The 18430-nt window shown below is 67.7% G+C and carries 17 protein-coding genes, 2 tRNA genes and 1 riboswitch; of the genes, 4 read left to right on the top strand and 15 right to left on the bottom strand.

Translation table 11 applies throughout. The features are described from left to right. Window positions 1–405: 405 nt before the first annotated feature. The 6 genes from AB0J64_RS35690 to AB0J64_RS35665 form a co-directional block, all read right to left on the bottom strand. Window positions 406–2970 carry a valine--tRNA ligase gene (locus tag AB0J64_RS35690; protein ID WP_364037164.1) on the bottom strand — a complete coding sequence of 855 codons (2565 nt, stop codon included), beginning with the start codon at window positions 2968–2970 and terminating at the stop codon, window positions 406–408. A 79-nt stretch (window positions 2971–3049) separates the two neighbouring features. Continuing rightward, window positions 3050–4333, bottom strand: coding sequence for an ATP-dependent Clp protease ATP-binding subunit ClpX (gene clpX, locus AB0J64_RS35685; RefSeq protein ID WP_138691280.1), 1284 nt, complete (start codon window positions 4331–4333; stop codon window positions 3050–3052). Between the two features lie 183 nt (window positions 4334–4516). Then, complete coding sequence (locus tag AB0J64_RS35680) at window positions 4517–5140, bottom strand: ATP-dependent Clp protease proteolytic subunit (RefSeq protein WP_364037160.1); 624 nt, start codon at window positions 5138–5140, stop codon at window positions 4517–4519. Between the two features lie 12 nt (window positions 5141–5152). Next, entirely contained in the window at window positions 5153–5785 is a 633-nt protein-coding gene (locus tag AB0J64_RS35675) for an ATP-dependent Clp protease proteolytic subunit (protein ID WP_364037157.1), read from the bottom strand. A 433-nt stretch (window positions 5786–6218) separates the two neighbouring features. After that, window positions 6219–7598, bottom strand: coding sequence for a trigger factor (gene tig, locus AB0J64_RS35670; RefSeq protein ID WP_364037154.1), 1380 nt, complete (start codon window positions 7596–7598; stop codon window positions 6219–6221). Between the two features lie 200 nt (window positions 7599–7798). Next, window positions 7799–8665: a helix-turn-helix transcriptional regulator gene (locus AB0J64_RS35665; protein ID WP_364037151.1), complete on the bottom strand. Its 867-nt coding sequence runs from the start codon at window positions 8663–8665 to the stop codon at window positions 7799–7801. Between the two features lie 233 nt (window positions 8666–8898). Between AB0J64_RS35665 and AB0J64_RS35660 the strand changes: the two genes are divergently transcribed. Further along, window positions 8899–9375, top strand: coding sequence for an ATP-binding protein (locus tag AB0J64_RS35660; RefSeq protein ID WP_364037148.1), 477 nt, complete (start codon window positions 8899–8901; stop codon window positions 9373–9375). 45 nt (window positions 9376–9420) lie between these two features. Here AB0J64_RS35660 and AB0J64_RS35655 read toward each other — a convergent pair whose 3' ends face one another. The 6 genes from AB0J64_RS35655 to AB0J64_RS35630 all read right to left on the bottom strand — a co-directional run bounded on the left by AB0J64_RS35655 (window position 9421) and on the right by AB0J64_RS35630 (window position 14446). Further along, on the bottom strand, window positions 9421–9921 hold the full coding sequence (locus AB0J64_RS35655) for a DinB family protein (RefSeq protein ID WP_364037145.1): 501 nt from the start codon (window positions 9919–9921) through the stop codon (window positions 9421–9423). A 36-nt stretch (window positions 9922–9957) separates the two neighbouring features. Beyond that, window positions 9958–10896 (bottom strand): hypothetical protein, encoded by a 939-nt coding sequence (locus AB0J64_RS35650; RefSeq protein ID WP_364037142.1) that lies wholly within the window; start codon window positions 10894–10896, stop codon window positions 9958–9960. A 33-nt stretch (window positions 10897–10929) separates the two neighbouring features. After that, window positions 10930–11070: riboswitch (cyclic di-AMP (ydaO/yuaA leader) on the bottom strand. Window positions 11071–11134: 64 nt separating this feature from the next. After that, the gene (gene galT, locus AB0J64_RS35645) at window positions 11135–12214 is read right to left on the bottom strand and encodes a galactose-1-phosphate uridylyltransferase (RefSeq protein WP_364037139.1); all 1080 of its coding nucleotides are present in this window, start codon (window positions 12212–12214) and stop codon (window positions 11135–11137) included. Beyond that, window positions 12211–12990: a DeoR/GlpR family DNA-binding transcription regulator gene (locus AB0J64_RS35640; protein ID WP_344989647.1), complete on the bottom strand. Its 780-nt coding sequence runs from the start codon at window positions 12988–12990 to the stop codon at window positions 12211–12213. Before AB0J64_RS35640 ends, galT begins: the two co-directional genes overlap by 4 nt. A 245-nt stretch (window positions 12991–13235) precedes the next feature. Continuing rightward, complete coding sequence (locus tag AB0J64_RS35635; protein WP_364037136.1) at window positions 13236–13862, bottom strand: uridine kinase; 627 nt, start codon at window positions 13860–13862, stop codon at window positions 13236–13238. A 2-nt stretch (window positions 13863–13864) separates the two neighbouring features. Beyond that, complete coding sequence (locus tag AB0J64_RS35630; protein WP_364037133.1) at window positions 13865–14446, bottom strand: hypothetical protein; 582 nt, start codon at window positions 14444–14446, stop codon at window positions 13865–13867. A 42-nt stretch (window positions 14447–14488) separates the two neighbouring features. Here AB0J64_RS35630 and AB0J64_RS35625 point away from each other — a divergent pair, with 42 nt between their 5' ends. After that, window positions 14489–15136: a class I SAM-dependent methyltransferase gene (locus tag AB0J64_RS35625; RefSeq protein ID WP_364037130.1), complete on the top strand. Its 648-nt coding sequence runs from the start codon at window positions 14489–14491 to the stop codon at window positions 15134–15136. A 91-nt stretch (window positions 15137–15227) separates the two neighbouring features. Here the strand turns inward: AB0J64_RS35625 and AB0J64_RS35620 are convergent. Next, window positions 15228–15301: transfer RNA gene (locus AB0J64_RS35620), tRNA-Gly, on the bottom strand. Between the two features lie 89 nt (window positions 15302–15390). Between AB0J64_RS35620 and AB0J64_RS35615 the strand changes: the two genes are divergently transcribed. Further along, a tRNA-Pro gene (locus tag AB0J64_RS35615) sits at window positions 15391–15467 on the top strand. A gap of 230 nt (window positions 15468–15697) precedes the next feature. After that, the gene (locus AB0J64_RS35610) at window positions 15698–16510 is read left to right on the top strand and encodes a hypothetical protein (RefSeq protein ID WP_364037127.1); all 813 of its coding nucleotides are present in this window, start codon (window positions 15698–15700) and stop codon (window positions 16508–16510) included. A gap of 126 nt (window positions 16511–16636) precedes the next feature. Here AB0J64_RS35610 and AB0J64_RS35605 read toward each other — a convergent pair whose 3' ends face one another. After that, window positions 16637–16762: a hypothetical protein gene (locus AB0J64_RS35605; protein ID WP_364037124.1), complete on the bottom strand. Its 126-nt coding sequence runs from the start codon at window positions 16760–16762 to the stop codon at window positions 16637–16639. 299 nt (window positions 16763–17061) lie between these two features. Next, window positions 17062–18366, bottom strand: coding sequence for a M50 family metallopeptidase (locus tag AB0J64_RS35600; protein ID WP_364037121.1), 1305 nt, complete (start codon window positions 18364–18366; stop codon window positions 17062–17064). Window positions 18367–18430: the final 64 nt, after the last annotated feature.

Raw genomic sequence — 18430 nt, 5'->3', positions numbered from 1 at the left:
AGCAATATCCGTCAATCATGACGGGGTCATGCATGTGTATCTCATGCACTGGCTTTTAACACACTGTTGAGTTCTCAAGAAACGGACGCGTACATGCCCGCCAGAATCCTTGCGAGACCCTAGCGCTCATGGCGCACATTCCACTACCGTATCCTACCCGATCCGGACGATCCTTGTCAAACCGCCCGATCCGGGAGCTTCCGGACTCGCCTCTCTCCGAGGCAACCCTGCTAACTTACTCCAACTTTCGCGCTTTGTCCAACCGCGAGGCTGGACGGCCCGAAGATCGGGGATCATCAGAGGGGGTTGTCGGGCTTGCCGCCCTACGTTGAAAACGATAGCAGCCCCGACGGCGTCGGAGGTCCATCTTAGGTAACGAATGGACCTTCCCCGCGTACGTATGGTTCAAACCCCGAGCCCGGCGAGCTGAGCCTCGAGGCGCGCGATGTCCGCGGACGCCTGCTCAGCCCGCTCCCTGACCTTGGCCACCACTGCTTCCGGCGCCTTGGCCATGAACTGCTCGTTGTTCAGCTTGGCTGCCACCTGAGCGGCCTCCTTGCGCGCGGCCGCCAAATCCTTCTCCAGCCGCTTGCGCTCGGCCTGGACGTCGATGGCGCCCGCGGTGTCAATCTCCACGGTCACCCCGCCCACCGAGAAGCTGGCCGTCGCGCTGAACGACTCCGCCGGCTCGGTAAGGCGCAGCAGCGCGCGGATCGCGGTCTCCTGGCCGGCCAGCGGAGTGCCGGCCAGCCCGAGCCGGGCGGCCACCTTCTGGCCGGGCTTGAGCCCCTGATCCGAGCGGAACCTGCGGACCTCGGTCACCAGCTCCTGCAGCGCCTCGATCTCCGCCTCGGCCGAGGCGTCCGTGTAGCGGGCGTCCACGGCCGGCCACGGCGCCACGACGATCGACTCGCCGCCCGTCACGGCCCGCCACAGCTCCTCGGACACGAACGGCACCAGCGGATGCAGCAGCCGCAGCAGCGCGTCCAGCACGTGGCCGAGCACCAGCCGGGTGTGTTCGAGCCCCTCAGCGAGCTGGATCTTGGCTAGCTCCAGGTACCAGTCGCAGACCTCGTCCCACGCGAAGTGGTAGAGCAGATCGGACGCCTTGGCGAACTCGAACTCCTCGAAGGCCGCGTCCGCGGCCCCCACCACGGCCTGCAGCCGCGACAGGATCCAGCGGTCGGCCGCCGTGAGCTCGGCTCCTTCCAGCGATCCCACGGCCGCGCCGTTCATCAGAGCGAACCGCGTGGCGTTCCAGATCTTGTTGCAGAAGTTGCGGGAGCCGGCCGCCCACTCCTCGCTCACCGCGACATCGGCACCGGGGTTGGCACCGCGGAGCAGGGTGAAGCGGGTGGCGTCGGCGCCGAAGCGTTCGATCCAGTCGAGCGGGTCGACCACGTTGCCGAACGACTTGGACATCTTCTTGCCGTACTGGTCGCGGACCATGCCGTGCAGCGCGACGGTGCGGAACGGCGGCTCGCCGTCCATCGCGTACAGCCCGAACATCATCATCCTGGCAACCCAGAAGAACAGGATGTCGTAGCCGGTGACCAGCACGGAGGTCGGGTAGAAGCGCTGGAGCTCTGGCGTCGCGTCCGGCCAGCCGAGCGTCGAGAACGGCCACAGCGCCGAGGAGAACCAGGTGTCGAGCACGTCCTGGTCCTGCGTGTAGCCGGCGGGCGGATCCTCGTCGGGGCCCACGCACACGACCTCGCCGTCCGGCCCGTACCAGACCGGGATGCGGTGCCCCCACCAGAGCTGGCGGGAGATGCACCAGTCGTGCATGTCGTCGACCCAGTCGAAGTAGCGCTTGGCCAGCTCGGGCGGGTGGATGCGGGTGCGGCCGTCGCGAACGGCGTCGCCCGCCGCCTTGGCCAGCGGCCCGACGTTCACGAACCACTGCAGCGAGAGCCTGGGCTCGACGACGGTCTTGCAGCGCGAGCAGTGGCCGACCGAGTGGAGGTAGGGGCGCTTCTCCGCGACGATCCGCCCCTCGGCGCGCAGCGCGGCCACCACGGCGGGCCTGGCCTCGAAGCGGTCGAGCCCCTGGAACGGGCCGTGCGCGGTGATGACGCCGCGCTCGTCCATGACGGTCAGCGACGGCAGCGAATGGCGCCGCCCGATCTCGAAGTCGTTGGGGTCGTGAGCGGGGGTCACCTTGACCGCGCCGGTGCCGAAGGCCGGGTCGACGTGCTCGTCGGCGACCACGGGGATCATGCGGCCGGTCAGCGGCAGCTCCACCATCGTGCCGATCAGGTGCGCGTACCGCTCGTCCGAAGGATGGACGGCCACGGCCGTGTCACCGAGCATGGTCTCGGCGCGCGTGGTGGCCACCACGATCTCGTCGGAGTAGCGGATCGAGACCAGCTCGCCCTCGTCCTCGCTGTGCTCGACCTCGATGTCGGAGAGCGCGGTCAGGCAGCGCGGGCACCAGTTGATGATCCGCTCGGCGCGGTAGATCAGCCCCTCGTCGAACAGCTTCTTGAAGATGGTCTGCACGGCCCGCGAGAGCCCGGGGTCCATCGTGAACCGCTCACGCGACCAGTCGACGCCGTCGCCGAGCTTGCGCATCTGGCCGAGGATCCGGCCGCCGGACTCCTCCTTCCACTCCCAGACCCGCTCGACGAACGCCTCACGCCCGAGGTCATGTCGGGACTTGCCCTGCTTGGCCAGCTCGCGCTCGACGACGTTCTGGGTGGCGATGCCGGCGTGGTCCATGCCGGGCACCCAGAGGGTCTCGCGCCCCTGCATGCGGGCGCGCCGCGTCAGCGCGTCCTGGATGGAGTGGTCGAGCGCGTGGCCGATGTGCAGGACACCCGTCACGTTGGGCGGAGGCAGGACGATGCTGTACGGCACGCGCGGGCTGCCCGGGTCGGCGGTGAAGTAGCCCTCGGATACCCAGCGCTCATAGCTCCGGGTCTCGACGTCGGCCGGGGTGTACTGGGTGGGCAGCTCTGGCGTTGTCACGGTGACCAATTCTAAGGAGGTGGGAAAGCAAAACGCCCCAGGGATCGTCTCCGCGGGGCGCTTGCCGATGGGTTGAAGATCAGGCGGACTTTTCCCGCGGCGTGCGCTGCTGCTTGGCGGCGAGCTGGTCGCGGGGTACGAGCGTCGGGATCGCGTGCTCGAGCACGGACTCGCGCGTGATGACCACCCGGGCGACGTCCTGGCGCGACGGCACCTCGTACATGACGGACTGCAGCACCTCCTCCAGGATGGCGCGCAGTCCGCGGGCGCCGGTGCCGCGCAGGATCGCCTGGTCGGCGATGGCCTCGAGGGCGCCGTCGGTGAACTCCAGCTCGACCCCGTCGAGCTCGAGCAGCTTGCGGTACTGCTTGACCAGCGCGTTGCGCGGCTCGGTGAGGATCTGGATGAGCGCCTCGCGGTCGAGGTTGTGCACCGAGGTGATGACCGGCAGACGCCCGACGAACTCGGGGATCATGCCGAACTTCAGCAGGTCCTCCGGCATCACGTCGGCGAAGATGTCGGCCGTGTCGACCTCTTCCTTCGACCGGATGATGGCGTTGAAGCCGATGCCCTTTTTACCGATGCGCGACTCGATGATCTTTTCCAGACCCGCGAACGCGCCGCCGCAGATGAACAGCACGTTGGTCGTGTCGATCTGGATGAACTCCTGGTGCGGGTGCTTGCGGCCGCCCTGCGGCGGCACGCTGGCCGTGGTGCCCTCCAGTATCTTCAGCAGCGCCTGCTGCACGCCCTCGCCCGAGACGTCGCGCGTGATCGACGGGTTTTCGCTCTTGCGGGCGATCTTGTCGACCTCGTCGATGTAGATGATGCCGGTCTCGGCCTTCTTGACGTCGTAGTCGGCGGCCTGGATGAGCTTGAGGAGGATGTTCTCCACGTCCTCGCCGACGTAGCCCGCCTCGGTCAGCGCGGTGGCGTCGGCGATGGCGAAGGGCACGTTGAGCATCTTCGCCAGGGTCTGTGCCAGCAGTGTCTTGCCCGAGCCCGTCGGGCCGAGGAGCAGGATGTTGCTCTTGGCCAGCTCCAGGCCGTCGTCTCTGCCCCGGTCACCGGACTGCACCCGCTTGTAGTGGTTGTAGACCGCCACCGAGAGGGCCTTCTTCGCCTTGTCCTGACCGATGACGTAGGCGTCGAGGAACTCGTAGATCTCCCTCGGCTTGGGCAGGTTGTCCCACTTGAGCTCGGAGGACTCGGAGAGCTCCTCCTCAATGATCTCGTTGCAGAGATCAATGCACTCATCGCAGATGTAGACGCCTGGACCGGCAATGAGCTTCTTGACTTGCTTCTGACTCTTTCCGCAGAAAGAGCACTTCAGCAGGTCTCCCCCGTCGCCGATGCGTGCCACCCCAGATACTCCTTTGCGTGGGACCGCCCTGCTGCCGCGAGCAGTGTCTCCGGACATCCTCCGGACTAGGCCGAACCGCTCAGGTTTCGACGTTACCGTCTTCTGGGCCCTCAGTGAGCCCCCTAGCGGCGAGTCGCACCGGAACGTGCCCTATTGGGCAGCGCCCCGGCGCGTCACGTCTCGTCAGGAAGCTACGGCCTGAGCTCGCTTCTTCCTGGACGGGATGATGTCATCGATCAGACCATACGCCTTCGCCTCGTCCGCGTTGAGAATTTTGTCGCGTTCGATGTCCTTGCGGACTTCGGCGGGGGTCTTGCCCGAGTGCCTCGCCACGATCTCCTCGAGGAGATTGCGCATGCGAAGGATCTCGCGGGCCTGGATCTCGATGTCGCTGCCCTGGCCACCGCCCTCGGTGGACGGCTGGTGGATCAGCACCCGGGCGTTGGGCAGCGCGAACCGCTTGCCCGGCGTGCCGCCGGCCAGCAGCACGGCCGCGGCCGAGGCCGCCTGGCCGAGGCAGACCGTCTGGATCTCCGGCCGGACGAACTGCATGGTGTCGTAGATCGCCGTCATGGCGGTGAAGGAACCGCCCGGCGAGTTGATGTACATGCTGATGTCACGGTCGGGGTCGAGCGACTCCAGCGTCAGCAACTGGGCCATCACATCGTTGGCCGACGCGTCGTCGATCTGCACTCCGAGGAAGATGATGCGGTCCTCGAAGAGCTTGTTGTACGGGTTCATCTCCTTCGCGCCGTATGACGTGCGTTCGACGAAGGAGGGGAGAACGTAGCGGCTCTGGATGTTCACTTCTACTCCCCCTTAGGAGACCGGGCCCGCGGAGGGCACCTGCCGCGCGCTGCGCACCACGTGGTCGATGAAGCCGTAGTCCTTGGCTTCCTCGGCCGTGAACCAGCGGTCGCGGTCGGAATCGGCCTCGATCTGCTCCAGCGGCTGGCCGGTGTGGAAAGCGATCCGCTCGGCAAGCGTCTTCTTCACGTAGAGCATCTGTTCGGCCTGGATGGCGATGTCGGCGGCGGTACCGCCGATGCCGCCCGACGGCTGGTGCATCATGACCCTGGCGTGAGGCAGGGCGTAACGCTTGCCCCTGGCACCCGCAGTGAGCAGGAACTGCCCCATCGAGGCGGCCATGCCCATCACGACCGTGGACACGTCGTTCGGCACATACTCCATCATGTCGTAGATGGCCATGCCGGCACTCACCGAGCCGCCCGGCGAGTTGATGTAAAGCGAGATGTCGCGGTCGGGGTCATCTGCCGCGAGCAGCAGCAACTCGGCGCAGATGCGGTTGGCGATCTCGTCGTTGACCTCCTGACCCAGCACGATGATGCGTTCCCGGAGCAGGCGCTGGTAAAGCTGGTCTTCAAGCCGGAAGGCGGAGCCGTTCTCACGGCCTCGAGACTCAGGCTGATAGAAGGTCGGCGGGCTGGTCACAGCGTCACCTTCCGATGCGTCGTAATCGATTGGCTTTGCTTGTGACCTTAACGCGCGCCGCGCATAGCTCATGCCCGGTCCCCCGTACTGTTCGCTGACGGCGCAGGTTCGGACAAGGTTCTGCCTGCCATCTTCGGCCCGACCTCACCCGGTCCGTCCCCGGAAGTCCGGGTGACAGCGGTTGCCGGCAGGCAACCGCTCCAGGTGCCCTACGAGCCCTATGAAGCCGCCGTACGGCCTGCCGGCCCGCCGATCCCCGCCGGAGAGACGGAGAGGCGGACGAGCGCCTAGCCGCGCCTGTGGCCGCAGGACGCCGGAAGTCCCGCCTCCGCCCCCGAGAAGAGGCGAAGCCCCCGAACCGGCTGGTTCGGGGGCTCAGGACCGCAATTCGCCACGGCGCGGACCTCAGGGCCCGCACCGTCGGCGGAGGGGGTTACGCCTCCTGCTTGTCCTCGTCGGCCGCGGCTTCCTCCTCCACGACCTCCTCACCGTTGAGCTCGGTGTAGATGGCCTTGACGTCCACCTCGTTGCCGTCGGTGTCCACGACCTTGGCGGCGTCGCCCAGGACGGCCTTGGCCTTGTCGCGGACGATCTCCACCATGGCCAGCGTCAGCTGGTCGTTGTCGGCCAGGTGCTTGGCCAGCTCGTTGGGCTGCACGCCCATCTCCATGGCGCGACGCACCACGAAGTTGGTCAGCTCCTGTTCGGAGACGCCCAGCTCCTCGGCCTTGACGATCTTGTCGAGCACGAAGCCGACCTTGAGCGCACGCGCGGAGTTCTTGTCGAACTCGTCGAAGCGCTCCTCCTCCGTCGTCTGGTAGAGGCGGAAGAAGGCGTCGCGGCTCAGGCCGCTCTCGGCGATCTGGTGGTCGAGGTTGTGCTTGCGGGCGTCGACCTCGGCCTTGAGCGCGCTCTCCGGCAGCGGGATGTCGATCTGCTCGAGCAGCGTGTCGAGGGCCTTCTCGCGGGACTGGACGACCTGGTCGATCAGCTTGTTGCGGCGGGCCTGCTCGCGGATGCTGGCCTTGAGCTCGTCGAGCGTGTCGAACTCGCTGGCGAGCTGGGCGAACTCGTCGTCCAGCTCGGGCAGGACCTTCTCCTTGACCGACTTGACGGTGATGATCACGTCAGCTTCCTCGCCGGCGTTCTCGCCGCCGACCAGCTCGGTCTTGAAGCTCTTCTCCTCGCCCGCGGACATGCCCTCGAGCGCGGCGTCGAGGCCCTGGAGCACGGAGCCGGCGCCGACCTCGTACGAGACCTCGCTGGCCTGCTGCTCCTCGATGTTCGTGCCGTCGATCTCGGCGCGGAGGTCCATGACGACGAAGTCGCCGTTGGCGGCCGCGCGCTCGACGCCGGTCAGCGTCGCGAAGCGCTGGCGCAGCGAGTCGAGCTGCTTGTCGACGTCCTCGTCGGAGACCTCGGCGGAGTCGACCGTGACCTCGAGGCCCTGGTAGTCGGGCACCTCGAAGTTGGGCCGGATGTCGACCTCGGCGGTGAACTCGATCTGCTCACCGTCGTCGATCTTCGTGACCTCGATGTCGGGCTGGGCGACCGGGAACACGTCGACCTCGTCGACGGCCTTGCCGTACAGCTTGGGCACCGCGTCGTTGAGGGTCTCCTCCAGCACCACCGCCCGGCCGAAGCGCTGCTCGATGATGCGGGCCGGAACCTTGCCAGGCCGGAACCCGGGGACGCGCACCTGCTGCGCGACCTTCTTGTACGCCGCATCCATGCTGGGGCGCAGCTCGTCGAACGGCACCTCGACAGTGAGCTTGACCCGGGTCGGGCTTAGCTCCTCGACAGCGGTCTTCACGGAATGGTCTCCTTGATCAAGCTACGAGTGATCGCGGGCGCGTCCATCGGTTCGGCTCACGCGCCGCGCCCACATGAGCGGCGTTGGGGCATGCTCCGCCACGGCGGGATCCAACGCCGAAAGCCAGTCTAGGGCAGATGCATACCCAACAACGACGCCCTCACCGCCACAAGTCGTCCACGATCATGCGCAGTCCGTCGTCAGAACTCGTCCGCGATGGTCCGCAGCAGCCCGACCGTCTCATCCGGGGTGGTGCTCACGGCGCAGAGCCGCTCCATCACCTCGGTGTATCGGTCCACGTCCTCCCGCTTGTCGAGGTACAGCGCGCTGGCGAGTTGCTCGACATAGACGACGTCGGGCAGGTCGGGGTCGGGAAAGCGCAGGATGCTGAACGCCCCGCCCTCCGCGCTGTGCCCGCCGAAGCTGAACGGCATGATCTGGATCGTGATCTTGGGCTGGCGCATCAGCTCGACGAGGTGTTCGATCTGAGCGCGCATCACCTCGACGCCGCCTATGGGCCGCCGTAGCGCGGCCTCGTCGATGACCGCCCAGAAGACGGGGCCGTCCTGCCTCTCGAACATCCGCTGGCGCTCCAGCCGGAGATCCACCCTCCTGGAGATCTCCTCGGCCCCGATGCCCGCCGATCCGGCGGTCACGACGGCCCTTGCGTACTCCTTGGTCTGCAAGAGTCCCGGCACGAACTGGACTTCGTAGGTCCTGATCCGGGCGGCGGCCTCTTCAAGGCCGACGTACGCCTGGAACCACGTGGGCAGGACATCGTTGAACCGGTGCCACCAACCCGGCTCGTTGGCGGTGGCGACCAGGTCGAGTACGGCGGCGCGGGCCTGCTTGTCCACGACCCCGTACAGGGTCAGCAGGTCCGCCACGTCGCGTTCTTTGAACCCCACTCGGCCCAGCTCCATGCGGCTGATCTTGGATTCCGAGCCCCGGATGAGGTGGCCGGCCTCCTCACGAGTGACGTTCTTTGCTTCCCTGAGCTTGCGCAGCTGGGAGCCCAGGAGGATGCGCAGCGCCGTCGGTCCGGAACCCGGCTGGTTCTGCGTCACTTTGCCTCCTATCAAGGTCCGCACACACAGTGACACCACATTGCCGGGTATGACAAGGTCTCAACCTCGTGTCCGATTAGGAGACTAATGCCCCAAAACGCCGCTTGCTGCTGCACAATGCAACTGCACGTGCATTTGGGTCTTGCAGCTGCAGCGATCGTGACCCATGATGGCTTAGTGCATATTGGGCCAAACATGCACTAACTCGGGCTGAACGGGGAGGTATCGGCGGCATGGTGGAGGATCCTCTGGCCACTGCCGATGCTTTGCAGATCACCCGAGAGGTGGGCTTCGACCGCCTGCTCATGGGCGGGAAGCCGGACACCACCGCGTGCCCGCTGCCCTTTCAGGCCGACTCCGTGAAGACGGCCAGGGACGTGACCCGCTCGACCCTGCGGAGCTGGGGGCTGAACGAGCTCAGCGACGACGCCGCACTGGTGGTGTCGGAGCTGGTCACCAACGCGGTCCGCTACGCGATGTACGCGGCGGGGCGACGCGAGATCGAGCTCCTGCTGATGCGCGTACAGCCGCACGTGCTGCTGGCCGTGGCAGACCCGAGCGACGAGGTGCCGCGCCCCAAGGAGCCGGACTTCATCTCGGAGAACGGGCGCGGCCTCTACATCGTCGAGACGTACAGCCAGTGCTGGGGCTGGGACCCCCTCGCCCGCGGCGGCAAGGCCGTCTGGGCCCTGTTCCGCACCGAACCCTGATTCAGTTGTCACGGCGGAGCCGGGATCGCCCCGCCGTCGGGGCCGTCAGTCTCCGGTCGCCCCGTCAATGAGCTCGCGTAGCAGGTCGGCATGGCCGTTGTGCCTGGCGTACTCCTCGATCATGTGCACGAGGATCCAGCGGTGCGAGCACTCCTGCCCGTTGCGGTCGCCGACGGCGTCCAGCGGCTTGGCGGCCGAGATGGCGCGGGCGAGCTCGATCTCCTCCTCCCAGGTCGCGAAGGCCTCCTTGACCGAGGCGGTGTCCACGTCGTTGAAGTCGGCGTCGTTGTCGCGGTCCTTGTCCCAGAGCTTGGGAATGTCCTCGCCGTTCAGCACGCGACGGAACCAGACGCGCTCGACGTGCGCCAGGTGTCTCACCAGCCCGAGCAGGGACAGCGTCGAGGGCGGGGCGGAGCGCAGGCGCAGTTGCTCCTCCGACAGACCGGCGCACTTGAAGGCCAGGGTGGCACGGTGCCACTCGAGCCAGTTGTTCAGTACGGTCCGCTCGTCGCCGGTGAGCGGCGGGGGTGTCCGAGAGTCGTTCATGGGGGTTGACCTTATCTGGAGGCGGCCCGACCGAGTTCAGTTCATGGAGATGTGCACGTGGTCGTAGTGGTTCTCGGTGATACTGCCGCGGTCCGCCATGGCCCGCCAGCCCGAGCCCATGTTGATGCGCTGCTTCCAGATCACGTACTTGACGCCGAGCTTGTCCTTGTTCTCCAGCGCCCACGCCGCGATGCGGTCGCCCAGGGCGTTGTTGGCGGCCGAGGGCGTCGTGCCGCCGGTGCTCATCATGAAGTCGCAGGCCCGTCCCAGCGGGTGCTCGCCGCTGGAGCCCGAGCGGAAGCAGCCCACCTCGTACGGCAGCTTGAAGGCCTTCGCCACCTCCCCCTTCATCAGCCGCGTACGGGCCGTGATGTTGTCCGACCCCGTGGGGAGCTCCGGCGCCCAGCTGCCGTTCGCACTGCGGCCAGGACCGAACGGCACCAGGTCCTGGAGCTTCTTCTGGATGTCGTCGATGACGTCCTGGGCCTCATCGCGCTGCGCGGACACCTGCTTCGCGTCCGCGCTGATCTGTGCGGTGAGCGCGGCGGCCTGGTCGGAGGCGCTCTTCTTGTCGTCCCGGGCCTTGGCCACCCCCTGCACGACGGCCTGCTGCTCGGCCGTGAGCTGCTCCAGCAGGGCCACGCCGCCACCGTCGGCGGAGAGCAGGACGGCCGGCACCGAGGGGTCGTGGCTCTGGTAACGCATGCTGGCGATGTCGGCGACCCGCTGCTCGGCCGCGGCCAGCGTCTGCTCCGCGACAGTCAGGCGCTCCTTGGCGGCCTTGGCGGCCTGCTGCGCCTTGGCCAGCTCGACGCGCTTGAGGTTGTACGTCTCGATGAGCTTGTCGACCTTGCTGTTGAGCTGCTTGAGCTGGGCGCGAAGCTGGGTCTCCGACGGCTTGGGGGCCGCCGACGCCGCGGTCGCCGGGAGGAAGGCGACGGCGGCGGCGGTGATGAGACCGATGGCAAGAGTCACGGGGGACACCGGGGACGCAGCCGCCACGTGGAATGTTCCTCTCCCTCTGCCGGCCGGGTTAGCTGACGGGTTCGGGCGCGGAGATGCCCTACCGACACGTGGTCGGACTCACCCCAGAACTAGATGGGTCCCCGGCTCCCGGGCGACACGCCCGGGATTAGGCGCGCAACGGTCGTGACAACCGGTGCAAAAGGGATGTTAGTGGTAGATCACGAGTAATGCGACCCTAACTAGCAATCTAATAGTGATCTACTTGTGATCGAAGCATACGCGCGGCCTCCTCCGGCAGCACGTCGTTCACGAAAGCTCCCATGGCCGACTCCGACCCGGCCAGGAACTTGAGCTTGCCCGGCGCCCGTCTGATGCTGAACAGCTCGAGGTGCAGGTACGCGAGATCGCGGTCCCGCCGCACGGGCGCCTGATGCCAGGCCGAGATGTACGGCATCACGACGCCGAACAGGCCGTCGAAGGCCCGCAGCACCGAGGTGTAGAGCGGTGCGAACGCCGAGCGCTCCTCCTCCGACAGCGCGGCCAGGTCGGGCACCTGCCGGTGCGGGTAGATGTGCACCTCGTACGGCCAGCGCGCGGCGGCGGGCACGAAGGCCGTCCACAGCTCGTTGGCGGCCACCACCCGCGTCCCCTCGGCCCGCTCTGCGGCCAGCACGTCGGCGAACAGATTGCCCTTCGTGTAGCGCCTGGCGGCGTCGAGCTGGAGCTTGGTCCTGGGCGTGACGTACGGGTAGGCGTAGATCTGGCCGTGCGGGTGGGCGAGTGTGATGCCGATCTCCTCGCCCCGGTTCTCGAAGCAGAACACCTGCTCCACGCCCTCGATCCCGGACAGCTCGGCCGTACGGTCGGCCCACGCCTCCATGACGAGCTCGACCTGGTCGTCGGAGAGCCTGGAGAAGGAGGACGAGTGCTCAGAGGTGAAACAGACCACCTCGCACCTCCCCACCCCAGGACGGACCTCGCTCAACCCGCCCACGTCCTGATAGGTACCGAAATTTCCGGAGAAGGAGGGGAATCGGTTCTCGAACACCACCACGTCGTAGTCGTACGCCGGGATCTCCGACGACCGCGTGTCCGACGACGGGCAGAGCGGGCACTCGCTCGCCGATCCCGTCGGCTGGAACGTCCGCGTCTGACGGTGCCCCGCCATCGCGATCCACTCCTCGGTCAGCGGGTCGTAACGCAGCTCGGAGGCCACCGGCCGGGGGTCGAGCGTCCGCCGGTCGAGCGCGCTCCTGTCGGCGTCGTCACGCCGGTCGAAGTAGATCAGCTCTCGGCCGTCGGCCAGGTGGGTGATGGTGCGTTTCAAGGCGAGCCCTCCGCGATGATCAGTTCTCCGGCCCGTTCGGCCAGCTCCGTGCGTGCGTCCTCGGGCAGCCCCGCGTCGCTGATGACCACGTCGGCCTCGCTCAGCTCGGCGATCGTGCTGATGCCGACCGTGTTCCACTTGGTGTGGTCGGCGGGGACGACCAGCCTGCCGGCGGCCGCCACCAGCTCCCTGTCGGTCTCCGACTCCAGCAGGTTCGGCGTGGTGAACCCGGCCCGTGCGCTCATCCCGTGCACGCCGAGGAAGAGCGTGTCCACGTGCAGGCGGCGGATCGCCGCCACGGCCACCGGGCCCACCAGGGCGTCGGACGGCGTACGCACGCCGCCGGTCAGCACGACCGTACGGTCCGATCGCGGGTTGCGGTGGAAGACCTCGGCGACGGGGATCGAGTTGGTGATCACCGTCAGCTCGGGGACGCCGATCAGGTGGCGAGCCAGCGCCCACGTGGTGGTCCCTGCTGAGAGCGCGACAGCCGTGCCCGGCCTGACGAGGCCGGCCGCGCGCCGCGCGATGGCCTCCTTCTCCTGCTGCTGGCGGGCCGACTTGGCGGTGAAGCCCGGCTCCTCGGTCGAGCCGGGGCCGAGTGCCGTGGCACCGCCGTGCACCTTCTCCAGCAGCCCGCGCTCGGCCAGCACCTCGAGGTCGCGGCGGATCGTCATGTCGGAGACGCCGAGCTCGCGGACGAGGTCCGCCACCCGGACGCCGCCGTTGCTGCGCACGCGTTCGAGGATCGTCTGCTGACGCTGTTGTGCGAGCACGCCCGTTCCTTCCAACAGATTCCACCAAATTATGACACGGAATTGTTGGGGAATGTGAGTTCGCGTGCCGCGCTTGCGCAGGTCATCGCGGCGAGAGAGGCTCTGGGTTCCAGCCGATCGTCGGAGGCGAGCTATGGCCAGGCGCTCACGCAAGGGCAAGGCACGCAAGAAGAAGAAGGCCAACCACGGCAAGCGCCCCACGGCGCGTTGACCAGGTGGCCGCCTTTCCCGGCGGCCACCCAGGATCAGCTCTCGTTGACCAGAAGTGCCGGCCTGCTCGGGTGATCGGCCCTGACCACGACGTCGGCGGCCTGCTGAGGCCGCGTCTCCCGCTCGTACCGCTCGTACGCGGGCAGCCGCCACAGCTCGTCCTCGGACGACCCGCGCTCCAGCGCCCCCGCCGACAGCCACACGTGCACGGTCATCTCGAACGCCAGCCCCCGCCCCAGCAGCAGCGTCCCATCGACGATCACCACCCCTCCCGGGGGCAGCTCCTGGTACGGCGCCCGGTACGCCCGATCGACACGGCTGTCCCAGAGCCGCGGCAGCACCTGCCCGGAGCCGCCCGGGTCCAGGGGCTCCAGGACCTCCCTCGTGAGCGCCTTGGCGTCGAGCCAGTCCTCATAGAAGGCGTCCGGGTCGGTCCTGCCGTGCTCCAGCCGTAGCGACGCGGGTCGCAGGAAGTCGTCCGCCGACACCCGCAGCACGGGCCGCCCGCGCAGCCGCAGCGGCGCGACGAGCTCGTCGGCCAGCGTCCCGGGACGCGCGGCCGGCGCACCGTCCACCGCCACCCGCACCCACCCCTGGCGCGCGGCGACCCGCTCGGCCAGTTCCTCGACGAGGGCGCCACGGGAGATCGGTCGCCACCGCATGCCTACGCGCGCAGCCCCGCCACGAACCGGTGCATGGCCTCCGTCACGTCCTTGAGCACCCGGGCCGAGGCGACGGGGTCGCCGAAGATCTCCATGCCGTGGCCGGCGTCCGGGACCTCGAGGTACGGGTGCCCCAGGCCCCGTGCGACTTCTCCGTCCCACACCTTGTCGGCCGTCCCGCCCACCAGGAGGGTGGGAGCCTCGCTCTGCCGCAGCGCCCCGACGACGGAGTCGACGGTGAGCAACGGCGTGAGCCAGATGGCGGGCAGGCCCCGTTCGGCGGCGATGGGCGCGGCGAGCGTGCCGAGCGACTTGCCCACCAGGAGCACCTGAGCGGCGCTCTCGGCCGCCACCGCCTCCCGTGCCCGCTCGACGGCCCACGCCTCGCGTTCGGCGAAGACGTCTCCCGCGGGCGGCTCCCACCAGACCTCCTGCACGGTCCAGCCGTGCTGCGCGAGCACCACGCGGGCGAAGTGAAGAAGGGGGCGGGCGGGCACGTACGCGACACCCGGCAGGAGCACGGCCACCCGCTCCGGGTCGCCCTCGTGCCGGGTGGGGACCCCGAAGACCGTCTCTGGCACCATTCCCCGGAGTATAGGCCGACGCGCATATGAGGGGTTTCCGCTGTGAAGGATCTTGGTCGTCAGATCGCGTACTGGGACACCGTCGGAGCCGAGAAGACGTTCACCCACCCGGTGAACCTCGACTGGCTGGCGACCGTGGGCCGGGAGGCTCGAATCCTCGACTACGGCTGCGGCTACGGCCGCGTCATGGCCGAGCTGAGCGGCCACGGTTTCTCCGACATATCCGGCGTGGACCTGTCGCCCGCTCTGATCGCCCGTGGCCGCCAGTCACACCCTGACCTGCGTCTCGCGGTACTGGAGTCGCCGCCCAGCCTGCCGTACTCGCCGGCGAGCTTCGATGCCGTGCTGCTGTTCGCGGTGCTGACGTGCATTCCCGACGACGCAGCACAGCGGGCGCTCATCGCCGAACTCGTCCGCGTCCTGGCACCTGGCGGGCTCCTCTACATCAGCGACATGGTGCTCCAGGACGACGAGCGGAACCGGAACCGCTACGCCGCCTATGCCCAGCAGTTCAGAACCCCGTACGGGGTGTTCGCCACCGATGACGGCGCGGTGGTGCGACACCATGACATAGCCGAGTTGCACGCCCTTCTGCCTGATTTCGACCTCCTGGAAGAGCGCCGGACCTCCGTGGTCACGATGAACGGCCACCCGTCGCAAGCCGTGCAACTGCTGGCCCGCAAACGGTGATGCGAATCGCCGATCATGCCGGAGATCGGAAGAAGTAGCGGAGATCACGAAGGCCAGGTCGCCTCATGGGGCTGACCTGGCCTTTCGCCTGTGGAGCGGACGACGGGAATCGAACCCGCGTAGCTAGTTTGGAAGACTAGGGCTCTACCATTGAGCTACGTCCGCGCGAACCGGTCGAACTCTGGTCTAGACTTCATCCGGTCGTCAGGGCGTAAGCGTACCGGAGTCCCGGAGCGTATGCGCACTCGGCGAGGCGGGGCGTGGCGCAGCTTGGCAGCGCGCTTGCTTTGGGAGCAAGAAGTCGCAGGTTCAAATCCTGTCGCCCCGACCAGCATGACCAGCACGAAGGCCGCTCACCAGATCGGGGAGCGGCCTTCTGAGTGACATGGGGTCGAGACCCTTCGCCTTCTTGATCACACTGCGGAAGGCACGACGGCCGAGCAGGCCAGAGGGTTCCGCCCACACGTGAGCCTGTCCTATCGGCGTGAAGCGTCGATACCGGGACGAGATGTCCGCCTGCGATCATCGCTCCGCCTGGCCCCGTTCCGAGGAGACGACCGCATGAGGCTTTGGGCGCTTGCCCTGACGATCACCCTCGTTGCCGCGATCGTCCCGCCGTCGGCCCCGGCCGAGGCTCGCCTCGACCCCGTCGCCGCGCTGCGCGTCCAGCTCGAGAGCGGCAACGGGGTGACGTTCTCGAGCGTCACGATCTTCACAGCCTGGGATGGAAAGCCGCGGACTACACGGAGGTCGGGGGTCCACGAACTGGCCCACGGAGGGATCATCGCGAGTGAGCTCCTCGATCCTGAGGACGGCAAGGACCCCGAGCACTTCATCATCTTCCCGGACCGGTACTACGAGCAGTCCTCCTTCTGGCGCAAGCGTCTGCCGGAAGGCAAGAGCTGGGGAGTCGTCAAGGACAAGCAGTCCTTCACCCTGACCTGTGGCGATATTCGGCTGACCAACCCCGCTACGCTCAAGGCCCTGCTCGCCGGCACCAAGGCCAGGCACCCGGCCGGCGTGTATGACGGCACCCGCACCACCCTGCACGAGGGGATCATCACGCTGGGCGAGATCGCCATGGTGGATCCCGACCTCCGTATCGGCACAAGCAGACCCACAGGCGCGTACGCTCAAGTCCGCATCAACTGGAAGCTCTGGATAGGGCAGGACCAGCTCGTCCGCCGATGCCACAGCTCCTCCTGGTATCCCGGCTTCCTGGGCGCGGACGACTTGGACCCCTATCAACTCGTCGACGACGTCCGCCTGTCGCGGTGGGGCCGCCCGACCGACATCAAACCGCCTGCACCGGATCAGGTAGCGACCTCCGACGAGATCAACCTCCCCGGAGAGGCCCCTGTCGCCCCTCGCTGACGGCAGCCCAGGCTTGCCGCGAAGTGCCACTGAAGTAATGAGCCCAGGTGGCCGCGGGTGTGTCGGCTGAGTGCAAGGGCCCTTCTGGCTGTCTGAATGCGGTTGCCGTGGATATCCGAGTGTGAGTCACTGGTACGCGGATGCCTGGAGGTCATACAGGCGGGCGTACCGGCCCGCGAGGTCGATGAGTTCGGCGTGCGTGCCGCACTCGATGATCCGTCCGCCGTCGAGCACGACGATCAGGTCGGCCATCCGGATGGTGGCGAAGCGGTGTGAGACCAGCAGGGTGATACCGCCGGTGGCGTGCTGCCACGCCTGGGCCGCCTCCGCGTACCGCTGGTAGACCTCGTACTCGCTGGCCGCGTCGAGCGCGGCTGTCGGCTCGTCGAGGACGGCCAGGACAGCTCGAGGAGTGAAAGGGTCGCCAGCCTCGGCCAGCCGGCCAGCACGAGGAAACCCAGGAGGCGGCGCTTGGGGGATGCGGGCACGATCTTGACCCTATCCCCCGCGATCTACCCGCGGCAGCCGCTCCAGGGGTGTCCGCGGAGCCGTCAGCCCGTCAGTGTGAGCGGGTTGACCAGGTCGGCGTAGACCAGCAGGCCGGCCATGATGATCATGACGAACGCGATCGCGTACGTCAGCGGCAGCACCTTCGCGATGTCCACGTAACCCGGCTCCGGCCGTCGCATGATCTTCGCGTACGCCCGCTTGACCGCCTCCCACAGCCCGCCGGCGATGTGGCCGCCGTCGAGCGGCAGCAGCGGGATGAGGTTGAACATGCCGATCGCCAGGTTGAAGCCGGCCAGCAGGTTGACGAAGATGGCGATCTTCTTCTCGTTGGACAGGTCGGAGGCGAGGATCTCGCCGCCCATGCGGCCCGCGCCGACGACGCCGACCGGGCCCTCGGGGTCGCGCTTCTCGCCCGAGAAGGCCGCGTGCCAGACGCCGACCATCTTCTGCGGCAGGTTGACGATCGAGCCCGCCACCCGGCCCGTCAGCTCGCCCATGTAGCCGAGCACCTGGCCGATGCTCTGCTGCTGCATGACCTCGGTGGGCAGGACGCCGAGGAAGCCGACGTTCTTGTCGATCTTGTTCGGGTCCTGAAGGCTGGGGCGGTCCTGGGTGATGAGCGTGACGTTGAGCGTCATCGGCTTGCCGTCGCGGACGATGCCGAGCGCGACGGGGCCGGCGCCGTGGGAGCGGATCAGGCGCGTGGCGTCGTCCCACGAGTTGATCTTCTGGCCGTCGAAGGAGACCATGCGGTCACCGGGCTTCATGCCCGCCTGGGCGGCCGGGGTGGGTCTGTCGGTCGGCTTGCACGCGTCGCGCTGCTCGGACATCGGGATCACGCACGTGTAGGTCTTGGGCGACACGATCGGCGCCCAGGTGGGCAGGCCGATGCCGACCAGCAGGATGGTGAAGAAGATGAACGAGAGCACGAAGTTCATCGCCGGGCCGCCGGACATGATGATGACCTTCTGCCACCACTTCTTCCGGTAGAAGACCCGGTCCTCGTCGCCGGGGCGGACCTCCTCCTGCGCGGCGTCGCGGGCCGACTCGATGAGGGCCTGGAACGGCCCCGTCGAGCTGCTCCTGAGCTTGGTGGGGTCGTCGCCGGGGCGGGGTGGGAGCATGCCGATCATGCGGATGTAGCCGCCGAGCGGGATCCACTTGATGCCGTACTCGGTCTCGCCCTTCCGCCGCGACCAGGCCGTGGCGCCGAAGCCCACCATGTACTGGGTCACCTTGACACCGAAGATCTTGGCGGGCACCAGGTGGCCGATCTCGTGCAAGGCGATGGAGAACATCAGCCCGAGCAGGAAGACGATGATCCCCACGAGATAGAGCCAGTTCATCTATGCGCGCTCCGTAGCCGACGACAGGGGGCGGACGAAGGGTCCGACAGCCCCAGGGTAGTCG

It is taken from the genome of Nonomuraea sp. NPDC049695, assembly GCF_040674955.1.
Lineage (GTDB): Bacteria > Actinomycetota > Actinomycetes > Streptosporangiales > Streptosporangiaceae > Nonomuraea > Nonomuraea helvata.
This window is presented reverse-complemented; position numbering and strand designations above follow the sequence as displayed.

Bases quoted from the DNA above. Each gene is read 5' to 3' on its own strand.
- AB0J64_RS35660 (WP_364037148.1), top strand. From the start codon at position 8,899: ATGGTGGAGGATCCTCTGGCCACTGCCGATGCTTTGCAGATCACCCGA.
- AB0J64_RS35655 (WP_364037145.1), bottom strand. From the start codon at position 9,921: ATGAACGACTCTCGGACACCCCCGCCGCTCACCGGCGACGAGCGGACC.
- AB0J64_RS35635 (WP_364037136.1), bottom strand. From the start codon at position 13,862: ATGCGGTGGCGACCGATCTCCCGTGGCGCCCTCGTCGAGGAACTGGCC.
- AB0J64_RS35630 (WP_364037133.1), bottom strand. From the start codon at position 14,446: ATGGTGCCAGAGACGGTCTTCGGGGTCCCCACCCGGCACGAGGGCGAC.
- AB0J64_RS35610 (WP_364037127.1), top strand. From the start codon at position 15,698: ATGAGGCTTTGGGCGCTTGCCCTGACGATCACCCTCGTTGCCGCGATC.
- AB0J64_RS35605 (WP_364037124.1), bottom strand. From the start codon at position 16,762: ATGGCCGACCTGATCGTCGTGCTCGACGGCGGACGGATCATCGAGTGC.
- AB0J64_RS35600 (WP_364037121.1), bottom strand. From the start codon at position 18,366: ATGAACTGGCTCTATCTCGTGGGGATCATCGTCTTCCTGCTCGGGCTG.